General features: G+C 74.2%; 17 protein-coding genes. 7 read left to right on the top strand and 10 right to left on the bottom strand.

All coding sequences use genetic code 11. The annotated features are described in order from the left end of the window. Positions 1-45 precede the first annotated feature (45 nt). Together ACZ5WG_RS28035 and miaA are read right to left on the bottom strand one after the other, a co-directional pair. Positions 46-579, bottom strand: coding sequence for a hypothetical protein (locus tag ACZ5WG_RS28035; RefSeq protein ID WP_468726733.1), 534 nt, complete (start codon positions 577-579; stop codon positions 46-48). A gap of 131 nt (positions 580-710) precedes the next feature. Then, complete coding sequence (gene miaA, locus ACZ5WG_RS28030) at positions 711-1649, bottom strand: tRNA (adenosine(37)-N6)-dimethylallyltransferase MiaA (protein WP_468726731.1); 939 nt, start codon at positions 1647-1649, stop codon at positions 711-713. A 242-nt stretch (positions 1650-1891) separates the two neighbouring features. Here miaA and ACZ5WG_RS28025 point away from each other — a divergent pair, with 242 nt between their 5' ends. Both ACZ5WG_RS28025 and ACZ5WG_RS28020 read left to right on the top strand, forming a co-directional pair. Further along, positions 1892-2041, top strand: a complete 150-nt coding sequence (locus ACZ5WG_RS28025) for a gliding motility protein (protein ID WP_323139547.1) — start codon at positions 1892-1894, stop codon at positions 2039-2041. A gap of 23 nt (positions 2042-2064) precedes the next feature. Beyond that, positions 2065-2313, top strand: a complete 249-nt coding sequence (locus tag ACZ5WG_RS28020; protein ID WP_468726729.1) for an antitoxin — start codon at positions 2065-2067, stop codon at positions 2311-2313. Positions 2314-2376: 63 nt separating this feature from the next. Here ACZ5WG_RS28020 and ACZ5WG_RS28015 read toward each other — a convergent pair whose 3' ends face one another. The 3 genes from ACZ5WG_RS28015 to ACZ5WG_RS28005 form a co-directional block, all read right to left on the bottom strand. Further along, positions 2377-3084: a class III extradiol dioxygenase subunit B-like domain-containing protein gene (locus tag ACZ5WG_RS28015; RefSeq protein ID WP_468726727.1), complete on the bottom strand. Its 708-nt coding sequence runs from the start codon at positions 3082-3084 to the stop codon at positions 2377-2379. A gap of 239 nt (positions 3085-3323) precedes the next feature. After that, positions 3324-4850: a tRNA (N6-isopentenyl adenosine(37)-C2)-methylthiotransferase MiaB gene (gene miaB / locus ACZ5WG_RS28010; RefSeq protein WP_468726726.1), complete on the bottom strand. Its 1527-nt coding sequence runs from the start codon at positions 4848-4850 to the stop codon at positions 3324-3326. After that, positions 4847-5479: a maleylpyruvate isomerase family mycothiol-dependent enzyme gene (locus ACZ5WG_RS28005; RefSeq protein WP_468726724.1), complete on the bottom strand. Its 633-nt coding sequence runs from the start codon at positions 5477-5479 to the stop codon at positions 4847-4849. Before ACZ5WG_RS28005 ends, miaB begins: the two co-directional genes overlap by 4 nt. Positions 5480-5550: 71 nt before the next feature. On the opposite strand from ACZ5WG_RS28005, the gene ACZ5WG_RS28000 reads away from it, so the two are divergent. Together ACZ5WG_RS28000 and ACZ5WG_RS27995 are read left to right on the top strand one after the other, a co-directional pair. Then, the gene (locus ACZ5WG_RS28000) at positions 5551-6507 is read left to right on the top strand and encodes a LysR family transcriptional regulator (RefSeq protein ID WP_468726722.1); all 957 of its coding nucleotides are present in this window, start codon (positions 5551-5553) and stop codon (positions 6505-6507) included. Between the two features lie 32 nt (positions 6508-6539). Continuing rightward, positions 6540-7535, top strand: coding sequence for a TAXI family TRAP transporter solute-binding subunit (locus ACZ5WG_RS27995; protein WP_468726720.1), 996 nt, complete (start codon positions 6540-6542; stop codon positions 7533-7535). Between the two features lie 21 nt (positions 7536-7556). Here ACZ5WG_RS27995 and ACZ5WG_RS27990 read toward each other — a convergent pair whose 3' ends face one another. The 3 genes from ACZ5WG_RS27990 to ACZ5WG_RS27980 are packed head-to-tail and all read right to left on the bottom strand — an operon-like array spanning position 7557 to position 13852. Continuing rightward, positions 7557-8555 (bottom strand): ROK family protein, encoded by a 999-nt coding sequence (locus tag ACZ5WG_RS27990; RefSeq protein ID WP_468726719.1) that lies wholly within the window; start codon positions 8553-8555, stop codon positions 7557-7559. Further along, positions 8552-9652 carry a LacI family DNA-binding transcriptional regulator gene (locus tag ACZ5WG_RS27985; RefSeq protein ID WP_468726718.1) on the bottom strand — a complete coding sequence of 367 codons (1101 nt, stop codon included), beginning with the start codon at positions 9650-9652 and terminating at the stop codon, positions 8552-8554. The genes ACZ5WG_RS27990 and ACZ5WG_RS27985 overlap by 4 nt, the downstream gene beginning before the upstream one ends. An 18-nt stretch (positions 9653-9670) precedes the next feature. Then, positions 9671-13852: a glycoside hydrolase family 38 N-terminal domain-containing protein gene (locus tag ACZ5WG_RS27980; protein ID WP_468726717.1), complete on the bottom strand. Its 4182-nt coding sequence runs from the start codon at positions 13850-13852 to the stop codon at positions 9671-9673. Positions 13853-14122: 270 nt separating this feature from the next. Here ACZ5WG_RS27980 and ACZ5WG_RS27975 point away from each other — a divergent pair, with 270 nt between their 5' ends. Together ACZ5WG_RS27975 and ACZ5WG_RS27970 are read left to right on the top strand one after the other, a co-directional pair. Further along, on the top strand, positions 14123-15388 hold the full coding sequence (locus ACZ5WG_RS27975) for a glycoside hydrolase 5 family protein (protein ID WP_468726715.1): 1266 nt from the start codon (positions 14123-14125) through the stop codon (positions 15386-15388). Positions 15389-15458: 70 nt separating this feature from the next. Continuing rightward, complete coding sequence (locus ACZ5WG_RS27970) at positions 15459-17657, top strand: endo-beta-N-acetylglucosaminidase (RefSeq protein WP_468726714.1); 2199 nt, start codon at positions 15459-15461, stop codon at positions 17655-17657. A 37-nt stretch (positions 17658-17694) separates the two neighbouring features. Here the strand turns inward: ACZ5WG_RS27970 and ACZ5WG_RS27965 are convergent, their stop codons facing one another. Together ACZ5WG_RS27965 and ACZ5WG_RS27960 are read right to left on the bottom strand one after the other, a co-directional pair. Next, entirely contained in the window at positions 17695-19107 is a 1413-nt protein-coding gene (locus tag ACZ5WG_RS27965; protein WP_468726712.1) for a sensor histidine kinase, read from the bottom strand. Positions 19108-19119: 12 nt separating this feature from the next. After that, positions 19120-19824, bottom strand: coding sequence for a response regulator transcription factor (locus tag ACZ5WG_RS27960; RefSeq protein WP_266663088.1), 705 nt, complete (start codon positions 19822-19824; stop codon positions 19120-19122). A gap of 274 nt (positions 19825-20098) precedes the next feature. Between ACZ5WG_RS27960 and ACZ5WG_RS27955 the strand changes: the two genes are divergently transcribed. Continuing rightward, positions 20099-20884 (top strand): amino acid ABC transporter ATP-binding protein, encoded by a 786-nt coding sequence (locus ACZ5WG_RS27955; protein WP_468726710.1) that lies wholly within the window; start codon positions 20099-20101, stop codon positions 20882-20884. Positions 20885-20933 lie beyond the last annotated feature (49 nt).

The raw sequence follows: 20933 nt of genomic DNA, 5'->3' as shown, positions 1-20933 counted from the left end.
TTCGGGCAGGTCGGCGGCGTCCTGGGCCCGCCTTCCGGACAGCCGCTACCGGAGCCGCGCGACCCGGTACACGGCCAGCGCCACGAGTGCCAGCGCGACCAGGGCGTACAGCCCGGCCATGCGCCAGTCGGGGCGGCGGCCGCTGCCCCGGGGCGGGAGCCCGGGCCAGGTGTAGCCGACGCGGCGCGCGGCCATCATGCCCCAGCCTCCGGCGCAGGAGCTGATGAGGAAGCCGAGCATGGCGACCACGGCTCCGCCGTCGCCGAACTCGAAGGCGAGCGGGAAGGCGAACATCAGGGAGCCGGCGGCGGCCAGCATCACGATGGGGGCGATCTGCCAGATGCGCAGTCGGCGCTGCGGGCGCAGCTCGACCTCGAACTCGGGACCTGCGGCGGCCTCCGCCTCGGCGGTGTCCGGTGCGTCCGGGCCGTCGGGGGTCAGCCGTGCCGGGTCTGCGGGCAGCCCGAGGCCGTCGGGCTCGGGAGACTCCCCAGCCGCTGCTGGGAGGTGCCCGAGAAGCGTCGGGTCCGCTTCCCGTCTCGTCCCGTCCTGCCCGGTGTCGCGAGGGCCGGCCTCCATTGCCACGCGCCCTCCCCACTCGGACTTCGTACGCCGTCGTTCACCGCCGGTGACCGCACCTGCGGAATTTGATGATGGCACGGCTCAGGGCCCCGAACGGGCGCGCGGGGCGTCCCGATGCCATCACGTGATCAGGCTGTAACCGCTCGTTCGACCAACGACTGCGCGAGTCCGACGAGTTCCCCCCGGTCGGCGACGGCGCCGCTGAGCCAGTGCACGCGGGGGTCCCGGCGGAACCAGGAGTCCTGCCGCCGGGCGAACCGCTTGGTGGCGCGGACGGTCTCGGCCCGGGCCTCGTCCTCGGTGCACTCGCCGGCGAGTGCGGCCAGCACCTGCTGGTAGCCGAGCGCCCTGGAAGCGGTGACTCCGTCGCGCAGGCCCCGGGCCTCCAGCGTGCGCACCTCGTCCACGAGCCCGGCCTCCCACATCCGGTCCACGCGCAGGGCGATCCGCTCATCGAGCTCCGGCCGGGCCACGTCGACGCCGATCTGCACGGTGTCGTAGACCGACTCGTGGCCGGGCAGGTTGGCGGTGAACGGCTTCCCGGTGATCTCGATGACCTCCAGGGCGCGGACGATGCGGCGCCCGTTGCTGGGCAGGATCGCCTGGGCGGCGGCCGGGTCGGCGGCGGCGAGGCGGGCGTGCAGGGCGCCGGGGCCGCGCAGCACGGCCTCCGCCTCCAGCCGGGCCCGGACCTCCGGGTCGGTGCCGGGGAACTCCATGGCGTCGAGGGCTCCGCGGACGTACAGGCCCGATCCGCCGACGAGGACCGGCGTACGGCCCTGGGCGAGCAGCTTGTCGATCTCGGCGCGGGCCAGGCGCTGGTACTCGGCGACGCTCGCGGTCTCGGTGACGTCCCAGATGTCGAGGAGGTGGTGCGGGACGCCGCCGCGCTCCTGTGTCGTCAGCTTGGCGGTGCCGATGTCCATCCCCCGGTACAGCTGCATGGAGTCGGCGTTGACGACTTCGCCGTCGAAATGGCGGGCCAGGGCTACGCCCAGATCGGACTTTCCGGCCGCGGTGGGACCGACGACGGCGATGACCCGCGGGGCGGGGGCTGCATTCCTCACCGCCCCAGTCTCGCAGCCCCCGGTCAAGACACCGGCATGTACCCGATCGAGTTACGTGACGGGCTGTCGGCGGAGTCGTTGCCCTGGCGAGGTTCCGCCGGGCGTACGCCCGGCGGAGGCCGGGCCGCACGAAGCGGAACTTCACCCGCACGAGTACCGTTATAGGAGTAGACATGGGCGTTTTTGATCGGCTTTTTCATCGTAAGGGTCAAGATGCGACCACAGAGGTCGCGTCCGGGGACGTGACGACGGAGTCCGAGGCTGCGGTCGGCGAGACCGAGGCCGAGCCGGCCGCGACGGAGGCTCCTGCGGCCGAAGCCGTGGAGATCCCGAAGCAGCAGTCGGCGGAGGCCGCCGCGGACAGCGAGGCCGGCGAGAGCGCCCGTACGTAGACACCGCCACTGGAAGGTGACCCATGGGCCTGCTGGACACTCTGAAGGCCAAGCTCGCTCCGGCGAAGGACAAGGTCGGCGACCTCGCACAGCAGCACGAGGGCAGGATCGGCCAGAACCTCGACAAGATGGCGCGGGCCGTGGACTCCAAGACCAAGGGCAAGTACCACGGCAAGATCGAGACCGGCACGAGCAAGGCGAAGGACGCCCTGGGCAAGATCGCGCACAAGGACGCCCCCGGCGGGCCGACGCCGCCGGCGGCGGCTTCCTGACGCGGTCCCGCAAGGACGGGGCGCGGGTTCGGCGGAACCTGCGCCCTTCCTCGTTTCTGCCGGTCAGGACCAGGCGGCGACGAAGTAGCCGACCCCGTACGGGGCGTCCTCGTACAGCAGCCGCCCGTCGAGGCCCGCGCCCTCCGCGGCGCCGGCCAGCACCTGCCAGGGAGCCCGGCCGGCGGCCTTGAGCTCGTACGCGAGCTCGGCGTCGAGGGCGGCGAGCGCGGCCACGTCGGCGGCGGCGAGGGCGCGGGCCGCGGCGGCGTCGAAGGCGGCGGCGCGGTCGTCGAGGTAACCGGGGGCCTTCAGGGTGCGGCAGGCGCTGCCGTCGCCCATGACGAGGAGCGCGACGCGCTCTTCGCGCGCGGCGAGGCCCCGGCCGGCCTCCAGGCACAGGGCGGTCTCGAGCGGTTCCCCGACCCCGAGGCCCTCCACGGGCGCGGAGCCCCAGCCGGCGCGGCCGAGCAGCCAGGCGCCGACGGCGAGGGACGCAGGCAGCAGACGCGGCCCCTCCTCCCCCTCCCCGAGCCGTACGTCGGCCTCGACCCCGAATCCGCGGAAGCTGCCGCGGGCGCCCTGCGGGTAGGGGCCGCGGTGGTCCTGGCCGGCGGCTCCGACGACGACCAGCAGGTCGGGGCGGGAGGCGGCGAGCACTGCGAGAGCGTCGGAGCAGGCGGTACGGGCGTCGCCGAGTTCGGCGGCGGCCCCCGCGGCGACCTCGGGCACGAGGAGCGGCGGGGCGGGGCAGACGGCGGCGGCAACGAGCATGATCCGCAGCCTAGCCCCGCACGGCCCGCATTGTGGCCCCGCCGGGCCACTCCGCGTCCCGGGGCCCGGCCCGGGGAAGCGGGGTGGACACCCGTGGCGGCTCAGCGGGGACGGGACGTGCCGGGCCGGGGCGCCGGGCCCTGCGGGGCCGGCCCCCTACCCGCCCTTCGCCCGTTCCCCGGGGCTCCGCCCCGGACCCGAGAGACCCGGGGTGCACCCCGGGCGCGGGAGGGACGCGGTCAGGAAGAAGCCGGCAGGGCGCAGCCCGAGGTGGCCACCGGGAGGGGGGCCGGAACGCCCAGGGTGGGGATGCCGAGCATGACGCCCTGGGGCTGCGCCGGCGCCGCATTGCGCTTCTCCCAGGCATCCCCCGCCCGCGTCCGGCGCACCGACTCCGTCGGGCCCTCCGCCAGGAGGTGGTGCGGAGCCGCATACGTGATGTCGACGGTCACCACGTCACCGGGACGGACCTCCGCCTGCGGCTTCGTGAAGTGCACCAGGCGGTTGTCGGGGGCCCGCCCGGACAGGCGGTGCGTTGCGCCGTCCTTGCGGCCCTCGCCCTCCGCGACCATGACCTCCAGCGTGCGGCCGACCTGCTTCTTGTTCTCCTCCCAGGAGATCTCCTCCTGCAGGGCGACCAGCCGCATGTAGCGCTCCTGGACGACCTCCTTCGGGATCTGCCCCTCCATGTCGGCCGCCGGGGTCCCGGGGCGCTTGGAGTACTGGAAGGTGAACGCGTTCGCGAAGCGGGCCTCGCGCACCGTGTGCATCGTCTGCTGGAAGTCCTCCTCCGTCTCACCGGGGAAGCCCACGATGATGTCGGTGGAGATCGCGGCGTGCGGGATGGCGGCGCGGACCTTCTCGATGATGCCGAGGAAGCGCTCCTGGCGGTACGAGCGGCGCATCGCGCGCAGGATGGTGTCCGAGCCGGACTGCAGCGGCATGTGCAGCTGCGGCATCACGTTCGGGGTCTCGGCCATCGCCGCGATCACGTCGTCCGTGAAGTCCCGCGGGTGCGGCGAGGTGAACCGGACCCGCTCCAGGCCCTCGATCTGCCCGCAGGCGCGCAGCAGCTTCGAGAACGCCTCGCGGTCGCCGAGGTCCGATCCGTAGGCGTTGACGTTCTGGCCGAGCAGGGTGATCTCGGAGACGCCCTCGGCCACCAGGGCCTCCACCTCGGCGAGGATGTCGCCGGGCCGGCGGTCCTCTTCCTTGCCGCGCAGCGCCGGGACGATGCAGAAGGTGCAGGTGTTGTTGCAGCCGACGGAGATCGAGACCCAGGCGGCGTACGCGGACTCGCGGCGGGTCGGCAGCGTGGAGGGGAACGCCTCCAGCGACTCGGCGATCTCGACCTGCGCCTCCTCCTGGATGCGCGCGCGCTCCAGCAGGACGGGCAGCTTGCCGATGTTGTGCGTACCGAAGACCACGTCGACCCAGGGGGCCCGCTTGACGATCGTGTCGCGGTCCTTCTGCGCGAGGCAGCCGCCGACGGCGATCTGCATGCCGGGGCGCTTGGTCTTCATCGGGGCGAGCCGGCCGAGGTTGCCGTACAGCTTGTTGTCGGCGTTCTCGCGGACGGCGCAGGTGTTGAAGACCACGACGTCGGCGTCGCCGTCGGAGCCCTCGGGCGCGCGCGTGTAGCCCGCGCCCTCCAGCAGACCGGACAGTCGCTCGGAGTCGTGCACGTTCATCTGGCACCCGTAGGTGCGCACCTCGTATGTTCCCTTGACGTCCACTGCCGTGCTCCGGTCGCTGCTGCTGGTCATGCAACAAGGGTAGGCGGTACCCGGAAGCCCTCCGGCCCCCCGTGCAGCCGGCCCGCGGGCAGGCGGCGTCCGAAGAGGACGAGCAGCAGGTCCTGGGCGCCACCGTGCACGGGGGTTCCGGTGCCGTGGGACCAGTCGAGGTCGTCGGCGCGCAGCATGATGCCGGTCAGGTCGGCTCCGAAGAACCTCAGGCCGCGCGGAGTGATCGCGCTGAGCAGGGGGCGCAGCCGGTCCTCGGGGACGCGGCGCGGGTGGCCGAGGGCGACGGTGATGTCGAGGCCGTGGACCACGTCGTGGGCGAGAGCGGCGGTGGGCCCGCCCGCCGGGGGCTTCCACGGGTGGCCGGCGTTCTCGCGCAGCAGGGCAGCCAGTTCGTGCGGGGTGAAGGCGGCGGCGTCGCGGCGGGCGGTGCGGTCGGTCATGCGGTGCAGGCTGCCGCGGGCCTTGGCGAACTCGGCGGCGAACCGGGGCACCGAGTAGCGGAAGCCCATCGACATGTGCGCGGCGACCTCGCGCACCCGCCAGCCCGCGCAGAGGCTGGGGGCGTCCCACTGATCGGGGGTGAGGGTGTCGAGTACGTCGGCCAGTTCGCGGCGTTCGGCGGCGGTGGCCGCGGCGATGTCGGTCATGGGTTCAGCGTGGGCGGGCCGGTGGCCATAAGTCCAAGAGCGGGTTCTTCTCGGATCTAGAATCCGTGGTTATGGAACTGGGTCAGCTGCGGTATTTCGTGGCGGTGGTCGAGGAGGGCGGGTTCACCCGGGCCGGGGCACGCCTGCACGTGTCGCAGCCGGGCGTGAGCGCGCAGGTCGGGCAGCTGGAGCGGGAGCTGGGGCTGCGGCTGCTGGACCGGTCGGGGCGGCGGGTGACCCCTACGGAGGCGGGCGAGGCGGTGCTCTCGTACGCGCGGGCCGCGCTGGCGGCGGTGGAGGGCATCCGGCGGACGGCGGACGAGGTCCGTGGCCTGCTGCGGGGGCGGGTGGCGATCGGGCTGATCCCGGGGGCGGCCGGAGCCGTGGTGGGCGGCTCCGACGTGGTCGGGGTGCTCGGTGACTTCCACGACGCACACCCGCAGGTGGAGATCGCGCTGGCCGAGGACACCTCGGAGCGGATGCTGGCCGCGCTCCGGCAGGGCGGGCTGGACCTGGCGGTGGTCGGGCTGGGCGGGGAGCCGCCTCCCGGGATCTCCGTACAGGTGGTGATCGACGAACCGCTGGTGGCCGCGGTGCGGTCCGACGACCCGCTCGTACGGGACAGCACGGACGGCGGGATCGCGTTGGCGGCGCTGCGCGGGCGGGCACTGATCAGCCTGCCGCGCGGGACCGGGCTGCGCGGGGTGCTGGAGCGGGCCTGTGCGGAGGCCGGGTTCGCGCCGCGTGTGGACTTCGAGGCGGCGGCTCCCGGGGTGCTGGTGCGGCTCGCCGCGCGGGGGCTGGGGGTGGCGGTGGTGCCCGCCGGGGCGGAGTCGGGGGTCGCGCAGGGGCTGGTCGCGCTGCGCATCACCGAGCCGGCGCTGCACGGCCGCGTCGCCCTGGCCTGGCCCGCGGACGGGCCGTCGGGCCCGGCGGCCCGCAAGCTGCTGGAACGGCTGCGGACCAGGTTCGCCTCCGGGGCCGCTCAGGCCCCCGGCTCCGGGGGGCAGGGACCGGTCCGCCCGTGACAGCGCGGCGGGTCGGTGGCAGGATCGCGGCCATGGCTCACGTACCGCCCCGCATCCGCAGGCGCACCGCCCTGTGGGGGCTGGTGGCCGTACTCGGGGTGCTCGCGCTGCTCGCATGGTGGCTGAAGCCCTTCGGCGAGCCGGAGCTGAGGGGCGGGCTGAGCTTCAGCACGGGCGTCCGTACCGGCGTCTACCACCGCTACGGCCAGCTGCTGGAGCAGGCCCTCGCCCAGGACATGCCCGAGGTGAAGGTGCGGCTGGAGACCAGCGAGGGCTCGCAGGAGAACCTCCGGCGGCTGGCTTCCGGGGAGGCCGATTTCACCATCGCCACGGCTGACGCGGTCTCCAAGTACCGGGCCGACGGGAAGCCGGGCGCGGACCGGCTGCGCGGCGTCGCACGGCTGTACGACGACTACGTGCAGCTCGTGGTGCCGGCCGGCTCGACGGTGCAGTCGGCGCGGGACCTGAAGGGCAAGCGGGTCGCGATCGGCCAGCCGGGATCCGGGGTGCGGCTGATCTCGGAGCGGCTGCTGGCGGCGGCCAAGCTGGACCCGGCGCGGGACATCACCCCGGTGTCCATCGGCATCGACACCATGCCAGCCGAGCTGGAGGCCGGCCGGATCGACGCGTTCTTCTGGTCCGGCGGCCTGCCGACCAACGCGGTGCGCGAGCTGTCGGACCGGTTCGAGATCCGGCTCGTGCAGCTCGGCGACCTGGTGGAGGCGCTCCAGGCGAGCGGTAGCCCGGCGCGGTACTACCGGGCGGCGGTGATGCCCCAGGACGCGTACACCCGGGCCCGGAACACCTCGGCGGTGGCGACCCTGGCCGTACCGAACCTGCTGGTCACCACCGAGGAGAAGGACCCGGAGCTGACCGAGCAGTTCACTCGGACGGTGATCCTCAGCCGCGACCGGATCGGTCACCAGGTGCACGCGGCGCAGCTGGTGGACCTGCGCACGGCGATCTACACGGACCCGCTGGACCTGCACGAAGGGGCCCAGCGGTACTACCGCTCGGTCAAACCGTAGGACGGCCAGCCGCAAAGACGCTCACTCGGCGGGCAGCAGCATCAGCGCCGCCGCAGCCGCACCGATCAGTCCCGCGTGGGTGCCCAGGGCCGCCGGGACCACCTGCAGGCCCCTCACGAACGAGAGCGCGGCGTAGTCGGCCAGGTGCGCCCGGATCGGCGCGAAGAGGGTGTCGCCCGAGGTGGCGACGCCCCCGCCGATGACCGCGATGTCCGTTTCGACGAGGGTCGCGGTGGCCGCGATGGCGGCGGCCAGGGCGCGGCCCGCGCGGTCGAAGGCGGCCACGGCGACGGGGTCCCCTGCCTCGGCGGCCACGGCCACACCCGCTGCGGTGGCGTCCCCGTGCGGGCTCGCCGGGGTCCAGCCCTGGGCCTTGGCCCAGCGGGCGATGGCGGTGCCCGAGGCGATGGACTCCACGCATCCGTGGCCCCCGCAGACGCACTGCTCACCGTCGAAGGCCACGCTGATGTGGCCGATGTGGCCCGCGTTGCCCGTGGGGCCGGGGTGGAGCTGGTTGTTCAGGATCAGCCCGCCGCCCACCCCGGTGGAGACCACCATGCACAGGGCGTTCGCATGCCCCCGGGCCGCGCCCAGCCAGTGCTCGGCGGCGGTCATCGCAGGCCCGTCGCCGGCGAGCACGGTGGGGAGGGCCGCGCCGTGCCGGGCCAGTTCGGCCTCGATCCGGGCCTGGACCGGGAACTCCCGCCACGCCCCGATGTTGACCGGGCTCACCGTGCCGCGGGAGGCGTCCACGGGGCCCGCGCTGCCGATCCCGCAGCGGACCGCCGAGGGCCAGAGCGGGGAGGCCGCAAGGTCGGCGACGACCTCGGCGACGGCGGCGAAGACCGCGTCGCCGTCCGCGCCCCGCGGGGTCGGGCGGCGGGTGGTGGCCGTCATCGTGCCGTCGGGGTGCACCAGGGCGCCGGCGATCTTCGTACCGCCGATGTCGATCGCGACCGTCAGGCCGGTGGCCGAGGCGGTGGCCCGCGGTGCGGGGAAGGCGGGGTGGGGACTCGTCACGGCAGCGGCTCCAGGAAGGGGTCGGATTCAGTATGCGGCCGCGGCGGGGCCGTACTCTCCCGGGGCTCCAGCCGTGGCTGCTCGCTCTCGCGGGCCCGCGGCGGGCTACCGGCGAGCACGGCGAGGAGCTCCTCGGCGGCGAGCCGGCCGAAGCCGGCGGTGTCGCGTACGAGGGCGGTGAGCCGGGGGTGGGTGACCCGGCACAGTGCGGAGTCGTCCCAGGCGACCATGGAGATCCGGCCGGGGACCGCGATGCCCAGCTCCGCGGCGACGGCGATGCCGGCCACCGCCATCACGTCGTTGTCGTAGACGAGCGCGGTCGGCGGTTCCGGTTCGGCGAGGACCCGGCGGGTGGCGGCCGCCCCCTCGGCGTCGGAGTAGTCGGTGACCACCGAGCGCACGTGCTCCGGGCCGAGCCCGCGCGCCTCGGCCTCGGTGCGCAGCAAGGCCATCCGGCGGGCGGTGTGGGCGAGGCCGGGCAGCCCGGCGATGTGGGTGATCCGGCGGTGGCCCAGCCCGTACAGGTGGTCCAGGACCTGGGCCATGGCCCGGGCGTCGTCGGCCCAGACGGAGGACAAGGGACCGGTTCCGCTTCCGTCGGCACAGGCCGACGGCAGGGGGCCGGTCCCGCCCGCTGCGCCGATCATGACCGCCGGGAGGCCGAGCTGTGCGAGGAGTTCCGGGCGCGGGTCGTCCGTACGCGGGTCGACGACGAGGACCCCGTCCACGCGCCGCTCGGCCCACCAGCGGCGGTAGACGGCGCATTCGGCGTCGATGCCGTCGACGACCTGGAAGAGCAGGGCGACCCGGCCTGCGGACAGGACCTCCTGTATGCCGGAGACCAGTTGGAGGAAGAAGGACTCGACGCCGAGGGTCTGCGCGGGCCGGGCGAGCACCAGTCCGACCGCGCCGGAGCGTTCGCCGGACAGGGCGCGGGCGGCGCTGTTGGGCTGCCAGCCGAGTTCCTCGGCGACCCGGCGGATCCGGGCGCGGGTGTCCCGGGACACGCCGGGCCGGTCGTTGAGCGCGAAGGACACGGCGCTCTCGGACACCCCGGCCCGGCGGGCGATGTCCTTGATGGTGGGTCTGCGGGCCATGGCCTGCCTGCCTCTTCTTCATCCCTGGGGTACGTCGGGCACGCCGGATACGCGGACGGCGATGGCGGGACCGTACGCGATCCTGCCCTGGCAGGCCGCCTTGACCAGCATCCAGTACGTGCCCGGCACGGCTCCCGGCGGCGGCCGCAGCTCGAACTCCACCTCCGCCGCTTGGCCGGCCGGTACGTGCACGGGCTGTCCGGCGGGAGCGGTGAACTGCCAGGTCCCGTACGGGGAGACGGCGTACGCCCGGCCCGTCAGCGGGCTCCGGATCCCGGTGCTGCCGATCCTGGCGCGTACGAGGGCCCGCCCGCCGGGGGCCACTTCCACCTCCGGATCGGGCGCCTCCACCCACAGCGCGGGCAGGGCGTCCGGGTCGCCGGGCACGTCGACGGCGAGGACGTCCTCGAACTCCCCCGCCGGGGTGCTCGCGAGGACGCGGACCAGGTGGGTGCCGGGCCGGGCACCGGCCGCGGGGGTCACCGCCAGCGGGAACCGCTCGTACCCGCCGGGCGGCAGTTCGACCGTGCGCCGGGTCCAGGAAGCCTGCCAGCCCTCGGGGGCCCGGACCGCCAGCCGGACCGGGCCCCCGGCGCCTTCGCCGTGCGCCGCGACCCGCACCGCGGCGTCGGCCGGGACGCCCGTGCAGGTCACCGCGTACGGGGCGTCGCCCAGCGGGGCCGTTCCCGTGTTGTGGAGCCAGTACCGGCTGAACACCGGCTGGTGCGGCTCTTGTTCGCCGCGCCGCAGCGGCATGCCCGATGCGGCGGGCAGCAGCACCGTCGTCGTCGCCGCGGCGCCGATCCCGCCGGGGAAGGGGCCGAGGGGGCGGTCCAGCAGATCCGCCTCGGCGGCGGGTGCCGTGGGCCAGTGCAGCCGGACCTGCGCCGGGCGGGCGTGGGTCTCGTGCAGCCGGACCGCCAGAGCACCCGAGCCGCCGGCTGCGCGCTTGACCGCCTCGATCAGGACCCGGTCGGCGGGTTCGACGCCGAGCAGTGAACGGGCGGGCGGCTGCGGGCCGGCGTCCGGTGCGGCGGTCACGGCGGTCAGCGGCTTGTTGAACTCCCGGCCCCGGCGGACCAGGTCGGTCTGCCGCCAGTCCCCGGCTCCCGCGACCAGCGCGTGCTCGAAGACGTGGGTCCAGTGCTGGAGCTGGAAGGAGCTGCCGTCCGGGGCAGTGCGCCGCGGCGGGTCCATCCACTCCCCGGCGGGCCGGCCCGTGCAGGAGCGCATCAGGCTGCCGTGCAGCCGGCCCTCGGTGTCCACGGCGAAGCCGGGCGTCCCCTTGACCAGGATCCCGACGGTCCGGCCCGCGTACGGGGCTTCGGGCGCGGGCACGCCGGTCGACGGGTCCACGGCTTCGAGCCGGCCCGACGCGGCGACGGCCGACGCCGCCTCCCGCGCCGACGCCGCCTCCCCCGCCGGCCCGGCGAGCACCAGGACCGGCAGGTCCCGGATGCCGGTCAGGTCGCAGCCGGGGCTCCACAGCGCGCGGAGCCCGGCCCGGGCCGGTACCCAGACCTGCGCGTGTTCCCGTACGGCCTTCTCGTACGCGGGACCGGCCGCCGCCAGCACCGCCGCCGTGAAGGTGTTCCGCTCGGGGCCGCCGAGTGCGATCCGGAAGTCCGGGAGGCTGCTGTCCGCGGCCAGGTCGCCCCAACGCGGGCCGCCCGGCCGGGTCGGGGTGGCGGTGACCCCGTACCGGGCGAGCGCGACGACCAACTCCCGCAGGCCGTCGGGAGTTCCCGCGTCCGGGAGGACGATCTCGCCGGCCCCCACAGCCCGGCCCGGACCCCCGCCCCGGCCACCGCCCGCCACCAGCGGCGCCGAGAGCCCGAACCAGTTCAGGCACGGGCTGTCCAGGGTCCACGGAGCCCGCGTGTGGTCGGCCCCCGCATCCGCCCCGGGGAACGCGAACCCGCGCCCCACCACCGCGGCCGCCGTCTCCGCTACGGGCAGCGCCCCGGGCACGTCGGCCGGGATGCGCAGCCGCAGCAGCCGGTCGGAGCCGCTGAACTCGTGCACGGTGGTCGTCAGTTCGACCCGGTCGAGGCCCTCCCACAAGGTCGTGGTCCGGGTCCAGTGGACCGGGCCGGTGTGCCCGGAGGCCACGATCCGCGCCCCCAGCGGGCCCCGCTCCACGCGGCAGGAGTCGGCGGGCGCACCGGCCGAGCCGGTGCCCGGCCCCTTGGGCAGCAGATGCCAGGGGCCCTCCCCGAAGAAGGGGTGCCGGTCGTACTCCTCCTGCACGACGAGCTCGTCCACCTCACCCGGCGTCAGCAGTTCCTCCCCCGTACGCCGGTCCAGCAGCCGGGCGAGACCGCCGCCCCGCGCGGGATCGGCCTCGGCCCGGTAGTACGCGTTCTCGACGGCCAGGCCGGCCGCGGGCTCCCAGCCGCCGGACACGGGCGACGGGGCAGCGGCGAGCCACCAGGTGCGGTGTCCCAGCGGCGGCACGTCGACGGCCGTGAAGGCCAGCTCCGCCCGGCCGCCGGCCACGGCTTCGAGGTGGACGGCCGCGCCGCGCCCCTCGGCGTCCAGGACCGTGATGCGCCGGGCCTCCTCCACGCCCGCGCCCAGGCCCAGCTCCGCGAGGTCCACGGTCGTACGGACCAGGTCGGTCCGCGTCCAGGACAGCGGGTTGTGGACGGTCACGGCGAGGGCGCCCGGCCCGCGGGTGTCGGCTGCCCGGGTCAGCGCGCGCAGCGCCTCCTCCCGTACGGAGGCGGCCAGTTCGTGGGCCTCCCCCCAGGTCGGGAGCAGGTCCAGGTACACCTGGTCGGAGAAGGTCCCGGTGACCGCATCGTGGTGCGCGGCGTGCAGCAGGTGCCGCCAGGCCTTGGCGAGGGTCTGCTCCGGGTAGTGCAGCAGTCCTTCCGCGCAGGCCAGCGCGGCGAACGTCTCGGCCTGTTCGAGCAAGTTCTCGGCAGCCCGGTGGGCCTGTTTCACATCGGCGTAGGTGACGTCCTTGCCCGTGTACACCGGACCCATCTCCCGGGTCACCGGCAGCGGCCGCTCCCCGCGGGCGGCCAGTTCGGCGCGGACGGCCTCGAAGTGGGCGCGCGGGCCGGTGTGCTCCATGCGCGGCCAGCAGTAGCGGCGGTTCCAGGCGTGCTGCACGTCCAGGCCCCAGCGGTGCGGCCAGGAGAAGTCCGTGCCCATCGGGATCAGGACGTTCCGCGTGGCGGCGCCGGTCCGCAGCAGTTCGTACAGCTCGAGGAGCTGCCCGGCGGCGGCCTCGGCGTCCGGGGCCCGGTGGGAGGGCCAGCCGGCCGAGTAGTGCGCGGGCAGGTAGTGCAGCAGCAGCCCCCTGCCGTCGGGCGCGATCCACTCGTACTCGGCGGGCAGCTGCATCGCGGACGGGGCGCGGAGCGTGTCTCCCCAGGTGTCCTGCATCGGCCCCCAGTGGTGGTGCGGGCCGCGGGCGAGGACGGCGGAGTCGAGCCCGGCGCCGGCCATCAGGGAGGGGAAGGACGGGTCGTGGCCGAACACGTCGAGCTGCCAGGCGGTGCGCGGGTCGGCGCCGAGGGTGCCGCGGTGCAGGGCGAGTCCGTGGACGGCGCTGCGGATGGTGCTCTCGGCGGAGGTGAGGTTGGTGGAGGGCTCGTTGTACGTGCCGCCGACGATCTCGACACGGCCCTCGGCGATCAGGGCGCGCAGCTCGGCGCGGTCCTCGGGACGGCTGTCCCAGTACGGCTTGAGGTAGTCGACCTCGGAGAGCACGAAGCGGTACGCGGGGTCCTCGCGCGCCTGCTGGAGGTGGAGCGGGATCAGCGTGAAGGCGGGGACGCCGGTGTACTCCCAGCCGTGTTCGGGCTCGCCGGGCCGCAGCGGGGCGTCCCACAGGGCAGTGTACGCGGCCTGGGTGTTCCACCACAGGGGGTCGTAGTGGAAGTGCGGGACGAGCCGGACGGTCCAGCCCGGCTCGGCGACGGCCAGGCCGAACGGCAGCTCGGCGAGCGGCCGCCCGTCGGGGGTGGCGACGCGGGCGGTGGCGGGCAGTACGGCACCCGGCGCGGCGGCTCCCGTGCGGACGGCGACCTCGACGGTGGACTCCACCGCCGCGCCGGTCCCGGCGCCGGCGGTGTCCCATGCGTCGGCGGTGTCGGCGCGCAGGATGCGCGGGTGCGGGGTGCCGACTCCGGGGCCGTGCACCGTGACGTACAGCGGGCCGGCCGGACGCTCTCTGCGGATCCGCACGCGGACCACCTGCGCAGGGCTTTGCGTAGAACCGGTAAAGAGGGCCGGGGTGGCGACCTCGGTGACCGAAATACCGCTGTCCATTTCCACACGCTTTCCTGTGGCAGAACTAAACCGCATTAGCTCGATCAGCTTGGGAGGGCCGGAGCCCTTCTGTCAACGGGACTGAAGCGCATAAGTCCCCGTTCCGGAGGCCCTGTTGACTTACCCCGTGACACCCGGCAGGTTGTGCGTCACCCCGGCGCATTTCCGAGAACTCCAGGACGCCTTATGCACGACGAATCCGCCCCTCGTCCGCTCCGTTTCGGCGCCAACTACACCCCGGCCCGCGGCTGGTTCCACCACTGGCTCGACTTCGACCTCGACGAGGTCAGGGCCGACCTCGACTCCGTCGCCGCGCTCGGCCTGGACCACGTACGGGTCTTCCCGCTGTGGCCGGTGTTCCAGCCGAACCGGGCGCTCATCCGGCCGCGCGCCGTCGAACAGCTCGTCGCGCTCGCCGACGCGGCCGCCGAGCGCGGGCTCGACGTCAACGTGGACGGTCTGCAGGGGCACTTGTCGAGCTTCGACTTCCTGCCCGCGTGGACCGGGACCTGGCACCGGCGGAACATCTTCACCGACCCGGACGTCGTCGCCGGGCAGGAGGAGTACCTGCGCACGCTGGCCGCCGCCCTCGCCGACCGGCCCAATTTCCTCGGCATGACCGTCGGCAACGAGATCAACCAGTTCTCCGACGCCCCCCACCCGGACCCGGACCGGATCACCCGCGAGCAGGCGGGCCGCTGGCTGGAGCGGATGCTCGCGGGCTGCGAGAAGGGCGCCCCGGGCCGGTTCCACCTGCACGCCGAGTACGACGCCGCCTGGTACCAGGACGGACACCCCTTCACGGTCGCGCAGGCGGCCCGGCTGGGCGCGGCCACCGCCGTGCACTCGTGGGTGTTCAACGGCACCGCGCAGCGCCACGGCCGGACCGGGACGGCGACCGAGCACCACGCCGCGTACCTGGTCGAGCTGTCGAAGGCCTGGGCGCTCGATCCGCACCGGCCGGTGTGGCTGCAGGAGGTCGGGGCTCCCGCACCGCTGATCCCGGCGGAGCACGCGGCCGCCTTCACCGAGGCGACCGTGGCGAACGTGCTGGACTGCCCGGACCTGTGGGGCGTGACCTGGTGGTGCTCGCACGACGTGTCCCGGGAGCTGGCCGACTTCCCGGAACTGGAGTACGGGCTCGGTCTGCTCACCAACGACCGCGAGGCCAAGCCGGCCGGCGCCGCCGTCGCCCGGATCGCCGCGGAGTGGCGGGGCCGGGAGCACCGCCCGGCCGTCCGGTCCACCGCGCTGGCCGTGGACGTCGGCGGGGCGGAGGCAGCGCCGAGGCGGTCGGTGTGCGCCCCGGGCGGGGCCTTCTTCGAAGCCTGGGCCGCGCTGACGGCCCAGGGGGTCCGCCCTGCGGTGGTCCTGGCGGAGCTCGCCGAGGACCCCGCCCATCTGTCCGCGCGCGGCATCACCGAGGTGCTGCGCGTGCACGACGTCACCTGACGATCACCACCTCACCCGTCACGCGTCACCCGTCACCCGTCACCCGTCACCCGTCACCGAGGAGCCCCGCATGTCCGAGACCGGCAACGGCGCCGACCCTCGCACCGCCCGTTCCCTCCGTACGGCACCTCCGGCACCTCCGGCACCTCCGTTGCATCCGGCCCGTACGGCGCCGCCGACCCGGCGCGGGGTGCTGGCCGCCGGAGCGGGGGTGGGGGCCGCCGCGCTGCTCGGCGCCACCACGAGAGCGCAGGCCGCGGCAACCGCCCCGGACGCCCGGGGCGGCGCCACCCCGTCCCCGGCCGGCCTGGCCCCGTACGCCTCGTACTGGTTCCCCGACTCGCTCCCCCAGGGCTCCCCCGGCCCGGGCATCACCTGGCGCTCGCTCGCGCAGTGGACCCCCGAGTCCGACCCGGACCTCGCGTACAACACCGCGACCGTGCCGCTCGCGCCCCGCTTCACCCCGGTGCCGCCGAACGCGGGCGCCCGCAGTGGCCAGGCGCGGATCTCCTCCCTCGTGTCCTTCGGGCCCACCGCCCAGAACCCCTCCCAGGGCTCCGCGACCGCCGATTACTACGCGCTGACGCACTGGGCGTACCTCGACGAGCTGGTGTTCTGGGGCGGCTCCTCCGGCGAGGGCATCGTGCTCGCCCCGAACGCGCCCGTGGTCGACGCGGCCCACCGCAACGGCGTCCCGGTGCTGGGCAACATCTTCCTGCCGCCCGTCGCGTACGGCGGCGACCTCCGGTGGACGCGGGACCTGGTGCAGCAGGACGCCCTCGGCCGGTTCCCGATCGCCGGGAAGCTCGTCCAGGTGGCCCGGACGTACGGGTTCGACGGCTGGTTCGTGAACGCCGAGACCGACGGCGGGGACAGCTCGCTCGCCGCCCGGATGCGGGAGTTCCTGCGCGCCCTGCGGGCGGCCGGCGCCCCGCACGGCCTGCGGATCACCTGGTACGACGCCATGAACAGCACCGGCCGGGTCGGCTGGCAGGGCGCGCTCAACCAGCTCAACCAGGAGTTCTTCGAGGACCGGGCGGGCCGGGTCGCGGACACGATGTTCGTCGACTTCCGCTGGACGCAGCAGACCCTGGCCGCCTCCGGCGCGCTCGCCGACCGGCTGGGCCGCTCCCGCCACGAGCTGTGGGCGGCGCTCGACATGGAGTCCAACGGCTGGAATTCCACCGTCCGCTGGGATGCGGTCATCCCTCGCGACCGCGACCACGTCGTCAGCATCGGCTTCTACCGGCCCGAGTGGACGCGCAACCACCTCACGGACCGCTCCCCCGGTGCCTTCCACCGCGCCGACGACCGGTTCTGGACGGGCGAGTCCCTGGACCCGGCCCACCCCGCGCCCGAGGGCACCTGGCGGGCGCCCGCCACCGCCGTCGCGGACCGGTCCACCGTCGCCGCCCTGCCCTTCGCCTGCGCCTTCAACACCGGGCACGGGGAACGCTGGTACGAGGACGGCAAGGTCACCTCCGACACCGCCTGGAACCACCTCGGGCTCCAGGACCGCCTCCCCGGCCGCCGCTGGGCCGTGCAGAGCGCCGGGCAGCGCCCGGCCGTCGGCCTGGACTTCGCGAAGGCCTGGCGCGGCGGCTCCAGCCTCCTCGTGGCGGGCAGACTCACCGCCCCGGCCGCGGTCGGGCTGCACTCGACCCGGCTGCCCCTGACCGGCTCCACCGTGTTGGAGCTGGTGCACGCCACCGAGGCGGGCGCGCTCACCGTCGAGGTGGGCGTGGCCACGCGCGAGCCGGCCGCTCCGGGCGAGCCGGTCCCGTACACCTGGCTGAAGACGCCGGCCCAGGGCTCCGGCCGGGGCGGCTGGCGCACCTCCCGGGTCGGGCTCACGAGTCTGGCGGGCCGGACCGCGTACGGGCTCGCCGTACGGATCACGGCCCGCGGGAACACGGCGGTGGTCTGGCGGCTCGGCGCCCTGTCGGTACGCGACGACACCGCGCGGCGGCGCCCGGCGTCTCCGAGTGCGCTGACCGTGGACGCCCAGACCCAGCAGGACGGCAAGGCCTCCGTGCGACTGTCCTGGCGCCGGGCAGCCGGCCCGGTCCGCCACTACGAGCTGTACCGCCTGCTCCCGGACGGCACCCGCCGCTTCCTCGGCGGCACCTGCGGCACGGCCCTCCACCTTCCGGCCGTCACCCGCGCCGGCCGGGAGCGGGCGGCAGCCTTCGAGGTCCGGGCCGTGGACGAGCTGCACGCGACCTCCGCCCCGGCGGGCACCACCCTCCCGTGGGCCGGATCCGCCTGACCGGCCCTGGCTCCGCCCCGCCCCGCAGCGGCAGTGCTCAGGGCGTGTGCGGATCGCTGCGCGGGACAGCCACCGTCACCCGCAGCCCGTGCGGCGGGTTCGTCTCGTACGAGAGGGACCCGCCCCCCGCGGCGAGCAGGGCCCGGGAGATCGACAGGCCGAGCCCGGAGCCCTTGATGTTCTGGTGGCGGCCGCTGCGCCAGAACCGGTCGCCGACGCGGAGCAGCTCCTCGTCGGTCAGACCGGGACCGCGGTCGGCGACGACGACCTGCACGAAGGGCCCGGCCGCCGCGACGGACACCTCGACCTCTTCTCCCTCAGGGGTGAACTTGAGGGCGTTGTCGATGACGGCGTCGAGCGCGCTGGAGAGCGCGATGGGGTCGGACCAGCCCGTGACGGCGGCCCGGCCCGTCTCGGTGAGCCGTACGCCCTTCTCCTCGGCGTACGGCCGCCAGGCGGTCACCCGTTCGGCGGTCAGCGCTGCGATGTCGGTCAGGCTGAGCTCGGCGGAGGTGTGCTCGGCCAGCGCCAGGTCCAGCAGGTCGTCGAGGACCTGGGTCAGGCGCTTGCCCTCGGTCCGCACGGAGGCGATCTCCTCGTTGCCCTCGGGCAGTTCGAGGGCGAGCAGCTCGATCCGCAGGAGCAGCGCAGCGAGCGGGTTGCGCAGCTGGTGGGAGGCGTCGGCGACGAACGCCCGCTGCTGTTCCAGGACCTCTTCCACGTTGTCGGCCATCTCGTTGAACGAGTGCGCCAGGCGTTGGAGTTCCGGGGGCCCGCCGGCCGCTGCGACCCGGGAGTTCATCCGCCCGGTGGCGATGCCGTGGGCGGCCGCGTCCAGGGTCCGTACGGGCTTGAGCACCCAGCTGGTGAGGCGCAGGGCGGCGCCGAAGGCCACCAGCATGGCGGCGCCGAGCCCGGCGACGATCAGCAGCCAGCCGCTCAGGATCCGCGCCCGCATCTGGTCGGTGGGCGACTCGGTGACGACGACCGCGACGACGTCGCCGTCGAGGACGACCGGGGAGGCGACGAGGAGTTTGCCGTGGGTCTGCCAGGGCCACACCTGGGCGGGGTCGTGGCTGCGCCGCCCGGCGAGGGCCTCCCCGAAGGCCCGGCGGGCATCTTCCGTCTCCGGGAGCTGCCACCAGCCGGGGGCCCGGACCATGGCGTTGTCGTCGCGGTAGAAGATGCCGACCCGGATGCCGTACAGCTGCTGGTAGCGGGCGAGTTCGAGCTGCAGGGTGTCGCGCCGGTCGGCGGCGCCGGTGGACCCGGAGCCCTCGGCGTCGATGACGAACTGGGCGAGGGCGGCGAAGCGGGCGCTGTCGTCGATCCGGTCCACGACCACGCGCTGCTGCTGGCCGGCGGCCAGGCTCACGGCGAGCGGGAAGCCGAGGGCGAGCAGCACGCCCGCCATCAGGACGACGAGCAGCGGGAGCAGCCGGGCGCGCACGACGGGGCCCCGCTAGGAGGCGGCCGGGGTGACGAGCCGGTAGCCCACCCCGCGGACGGTCTCGATGAGGGCGGGCATGCGCAGCTTGGAGCGCAGCGAGGCGACATGGACCTCGAGGGTCCGCCCGGTCCCCTCCCAGCTGGTGCGCCACACCTCGCTGATGATCTGCTCGCGGCGGAAGACGACACCGGGGCGCTGCGCGAGCAGGGCCAGCAGGTCGAACTCCTTGCGGGTGAGCGGTACGTCGGTGCCGTCCACGCTGACCCGCCGGGTGGGCAGCTCGATGCTGACCGGGCCGAGCCGGACCACGTCGAGGGCGCCCGTCCCGGTGGCGGCGGCCTCCTCGGAGGCGCCGGTGCGCCGGGCGACGGCGTGGATGCGTGCGAGGAGCTCGCCGGTGTCGTAGGGCTTGACCACGTAGTCGTCGGCGCCCATGTTGAGGCCGTGGATGCGGGAGCGGACGTCGGCGCGCGCGGTCACCATGATGACGGGCGTCGCGGTGCGCTTGCGGATCTTTCCGCACACCTCGTAACCGTCCTGGTCGGGCAGGCCGAGGTCCAGGAGGACGACGCCGAAGGGCGGCGCTCCGGCGGGCAGCAGGGCCTGCAGGGCCTCCTCGCCGCTGCGGGCGTGGGTCACCTGGAAGCCGTGCCGGGCGAGGATCGCGGACAGGGCGGCGGCGACGTGGTCGTCGTCCTCGACGAGCAGCAGTCTCATTGCGTCCCCCTTTCCTGTTTTTTCTGATCAGGGCCCGCGGTCAGGGCCACCCTGCATCCATGCCGATGGAGGGGCCCACGTCAAGGGGGTTCCGGTCCGGCGCGTCTTCCGTTATGCACCCGGTACGGGCAGACCGGCCCGGTTGCCGTGGTGCGCACGGAGCGTATCGGAGCGAGGCCGTTTCGTTATGCTCAATTCTCCCTCAGATGTGATGACGGTGTGCGCACCACGTCACTACTGTCCTCCCAACCGAGGAGGACGGAGCAAGTTGCCGATGAGCGGAGTATCAGTGACCAAGGACGTGCAGGATGCGGCCGGGGCCGCGGACGACCTGGTCGTACTGAGCAACGTCAACAAGCACTTCGGCGCGCTGCACGTGCTTCAGGACATCGATCTGAGCATTGCCCGCGGTGAGGTCGTCGTGGTGATCGGTCCCTCGGGATCGGGCAAGTCCACGCTGTGCCGGACCATCAACCGGCTGGAGACGATCGACTCGGGCACCATCACGGTCGACGGCAAGGAACTGCCCTCGGAGGGACGGGAACTGGCCCGGCTGCGTGCCGATGTGGGCATGGTCTTCCAGTCCTTCAACCTGTTCGCGCACAAGACGGTGCTGCAGAACGTGATGCTGGGTCAGCTCAAGGTCCGCAAGACGGACCCGACAGCGGCGCTCGAGAAGGCGAAGTCCCTGCTGGACCGGGTGGGCGTCGGCTCGCAGGCCGACAAGTACCCGGCGCAGCTCTCCGGCGGCCAGCAGCAGCGCGTGGCGATCGCCCGCGCGCTGGCGATGGACCCGAAGGTGATGCTGTTCGACGAGCCGACCTCGGCGCTCGACCCGGAAATGATCAACGAGGTGCTGGAGGTCATGCAGCAGCTCGCCCGGGAGGGGATGACGATGGTGGTCGTCACGCACGAGATGGGCTTCGCCCGCTCTGCGGCCAATCGGGTCATCTTCATGGCCGACGGAAAGATCGTCGAAGAGGCCGCACCCGAGCAGTTCTTCAGCAACCCGCGCAGTGACCGCGCCAAGGACTTCCTTTCGAAGATCCTGCACCACTGACGGTCTTGTCTGGTAGTGATCCCCTGGCGGCTCAGAGCACACGTGTCGC

It is taken from the genome of Streptomyces sp. NPDC032745, from assembly GCF_055579465.1.
This window is presented reverse-complemented; position numbering and strand designations above follow the sequence as displayed.

Coding starts and splice junctions, on each gene's coding strand:
- ACZ5WG_RS28035 (WP_468726733.1), bottom strand. CDS start 579: ATGGAGGCCGGCCCTCGCGACACCGGGCAGGACGGGACGAGACGGGAA.
- ACZ5WG_RS28020 (WP_468726729.1), top strand. CDS start 2,065: ATGGGCCTGCTGGACACTCTGAAGGCCAAGCTCGCTCCGGCGAAGGAC.
- ACZ5WG_RS28015 (WP_468726727.1), bottom strand. CDS start 3,084: ATGCTCGTTGCCGCCGCCGTCTGCCCCGCCCCGCCGCTCCTCGTGCCC.
- miaB (WP_468726726.1), bottom strand. CDS start 4,850: ATGACCAGCAGCAGCGACCGGAGCACGGCAGTGGACGTCAAGGGAACA.
- ACZ5WG_RS28005 (WP_468726724.1), bottom strand. CDS start 5,479: ATGACCGACATCGCCGCGGCCACCGCCGCCGAACGCCGCGAACTGGCC.
- ACZ5WG_RS28000 (WP_468726722.1), top strand. CDS start 5,551: ATGGAACTGGGTCAGCTGCGGTATTTCGTGGCGGTGGTCGAGGAGGGC.
- ACZ5WG_RS27995 (WP_468726720.1), top strand. CDS start 6,540: ATGGCTCACGTACCGCCCCGCATCCGCAGGCGCACCGCCCTGTGGGGG.
- ACZ5WG_RS27985 (WP_468726718.1), bottom strand. CDS start 9,652: ATGGCCCGCAGACCCACCATCAAGGACATCGCCCGCCGGGCCGGGGTG.
- ACZ5WG_RS27975 (WP_468726715.1), top strand. CDS start 14,123: ATGCACGACGAATCCGCCCCTCGTCCGCTCCGTTTCGGCGCCAACTAC.
- ACZ5WG_RS27970 (WP_468726714.1), top strand. CDS start 15,459: ATGTCCGAGACCGGCAACGGCGCCGACCCTCGCACCGCCCGTTCCCTC.
- ACZ5WG_RS27960 (WP_266663088.1), bottom strand. CDS start 19,824: ATGAGACTGCTGCTCGTCGAGGACGACGACCACGTCGCCGCCGCCCTG.
- ACZ5WG_RS27955 (WP_468726710.1), top strand. CDS start 20,099: ATGAGCGGAGTATCAGTGACCAAGGACGTGCAGGATGCGGCCGGGGCC.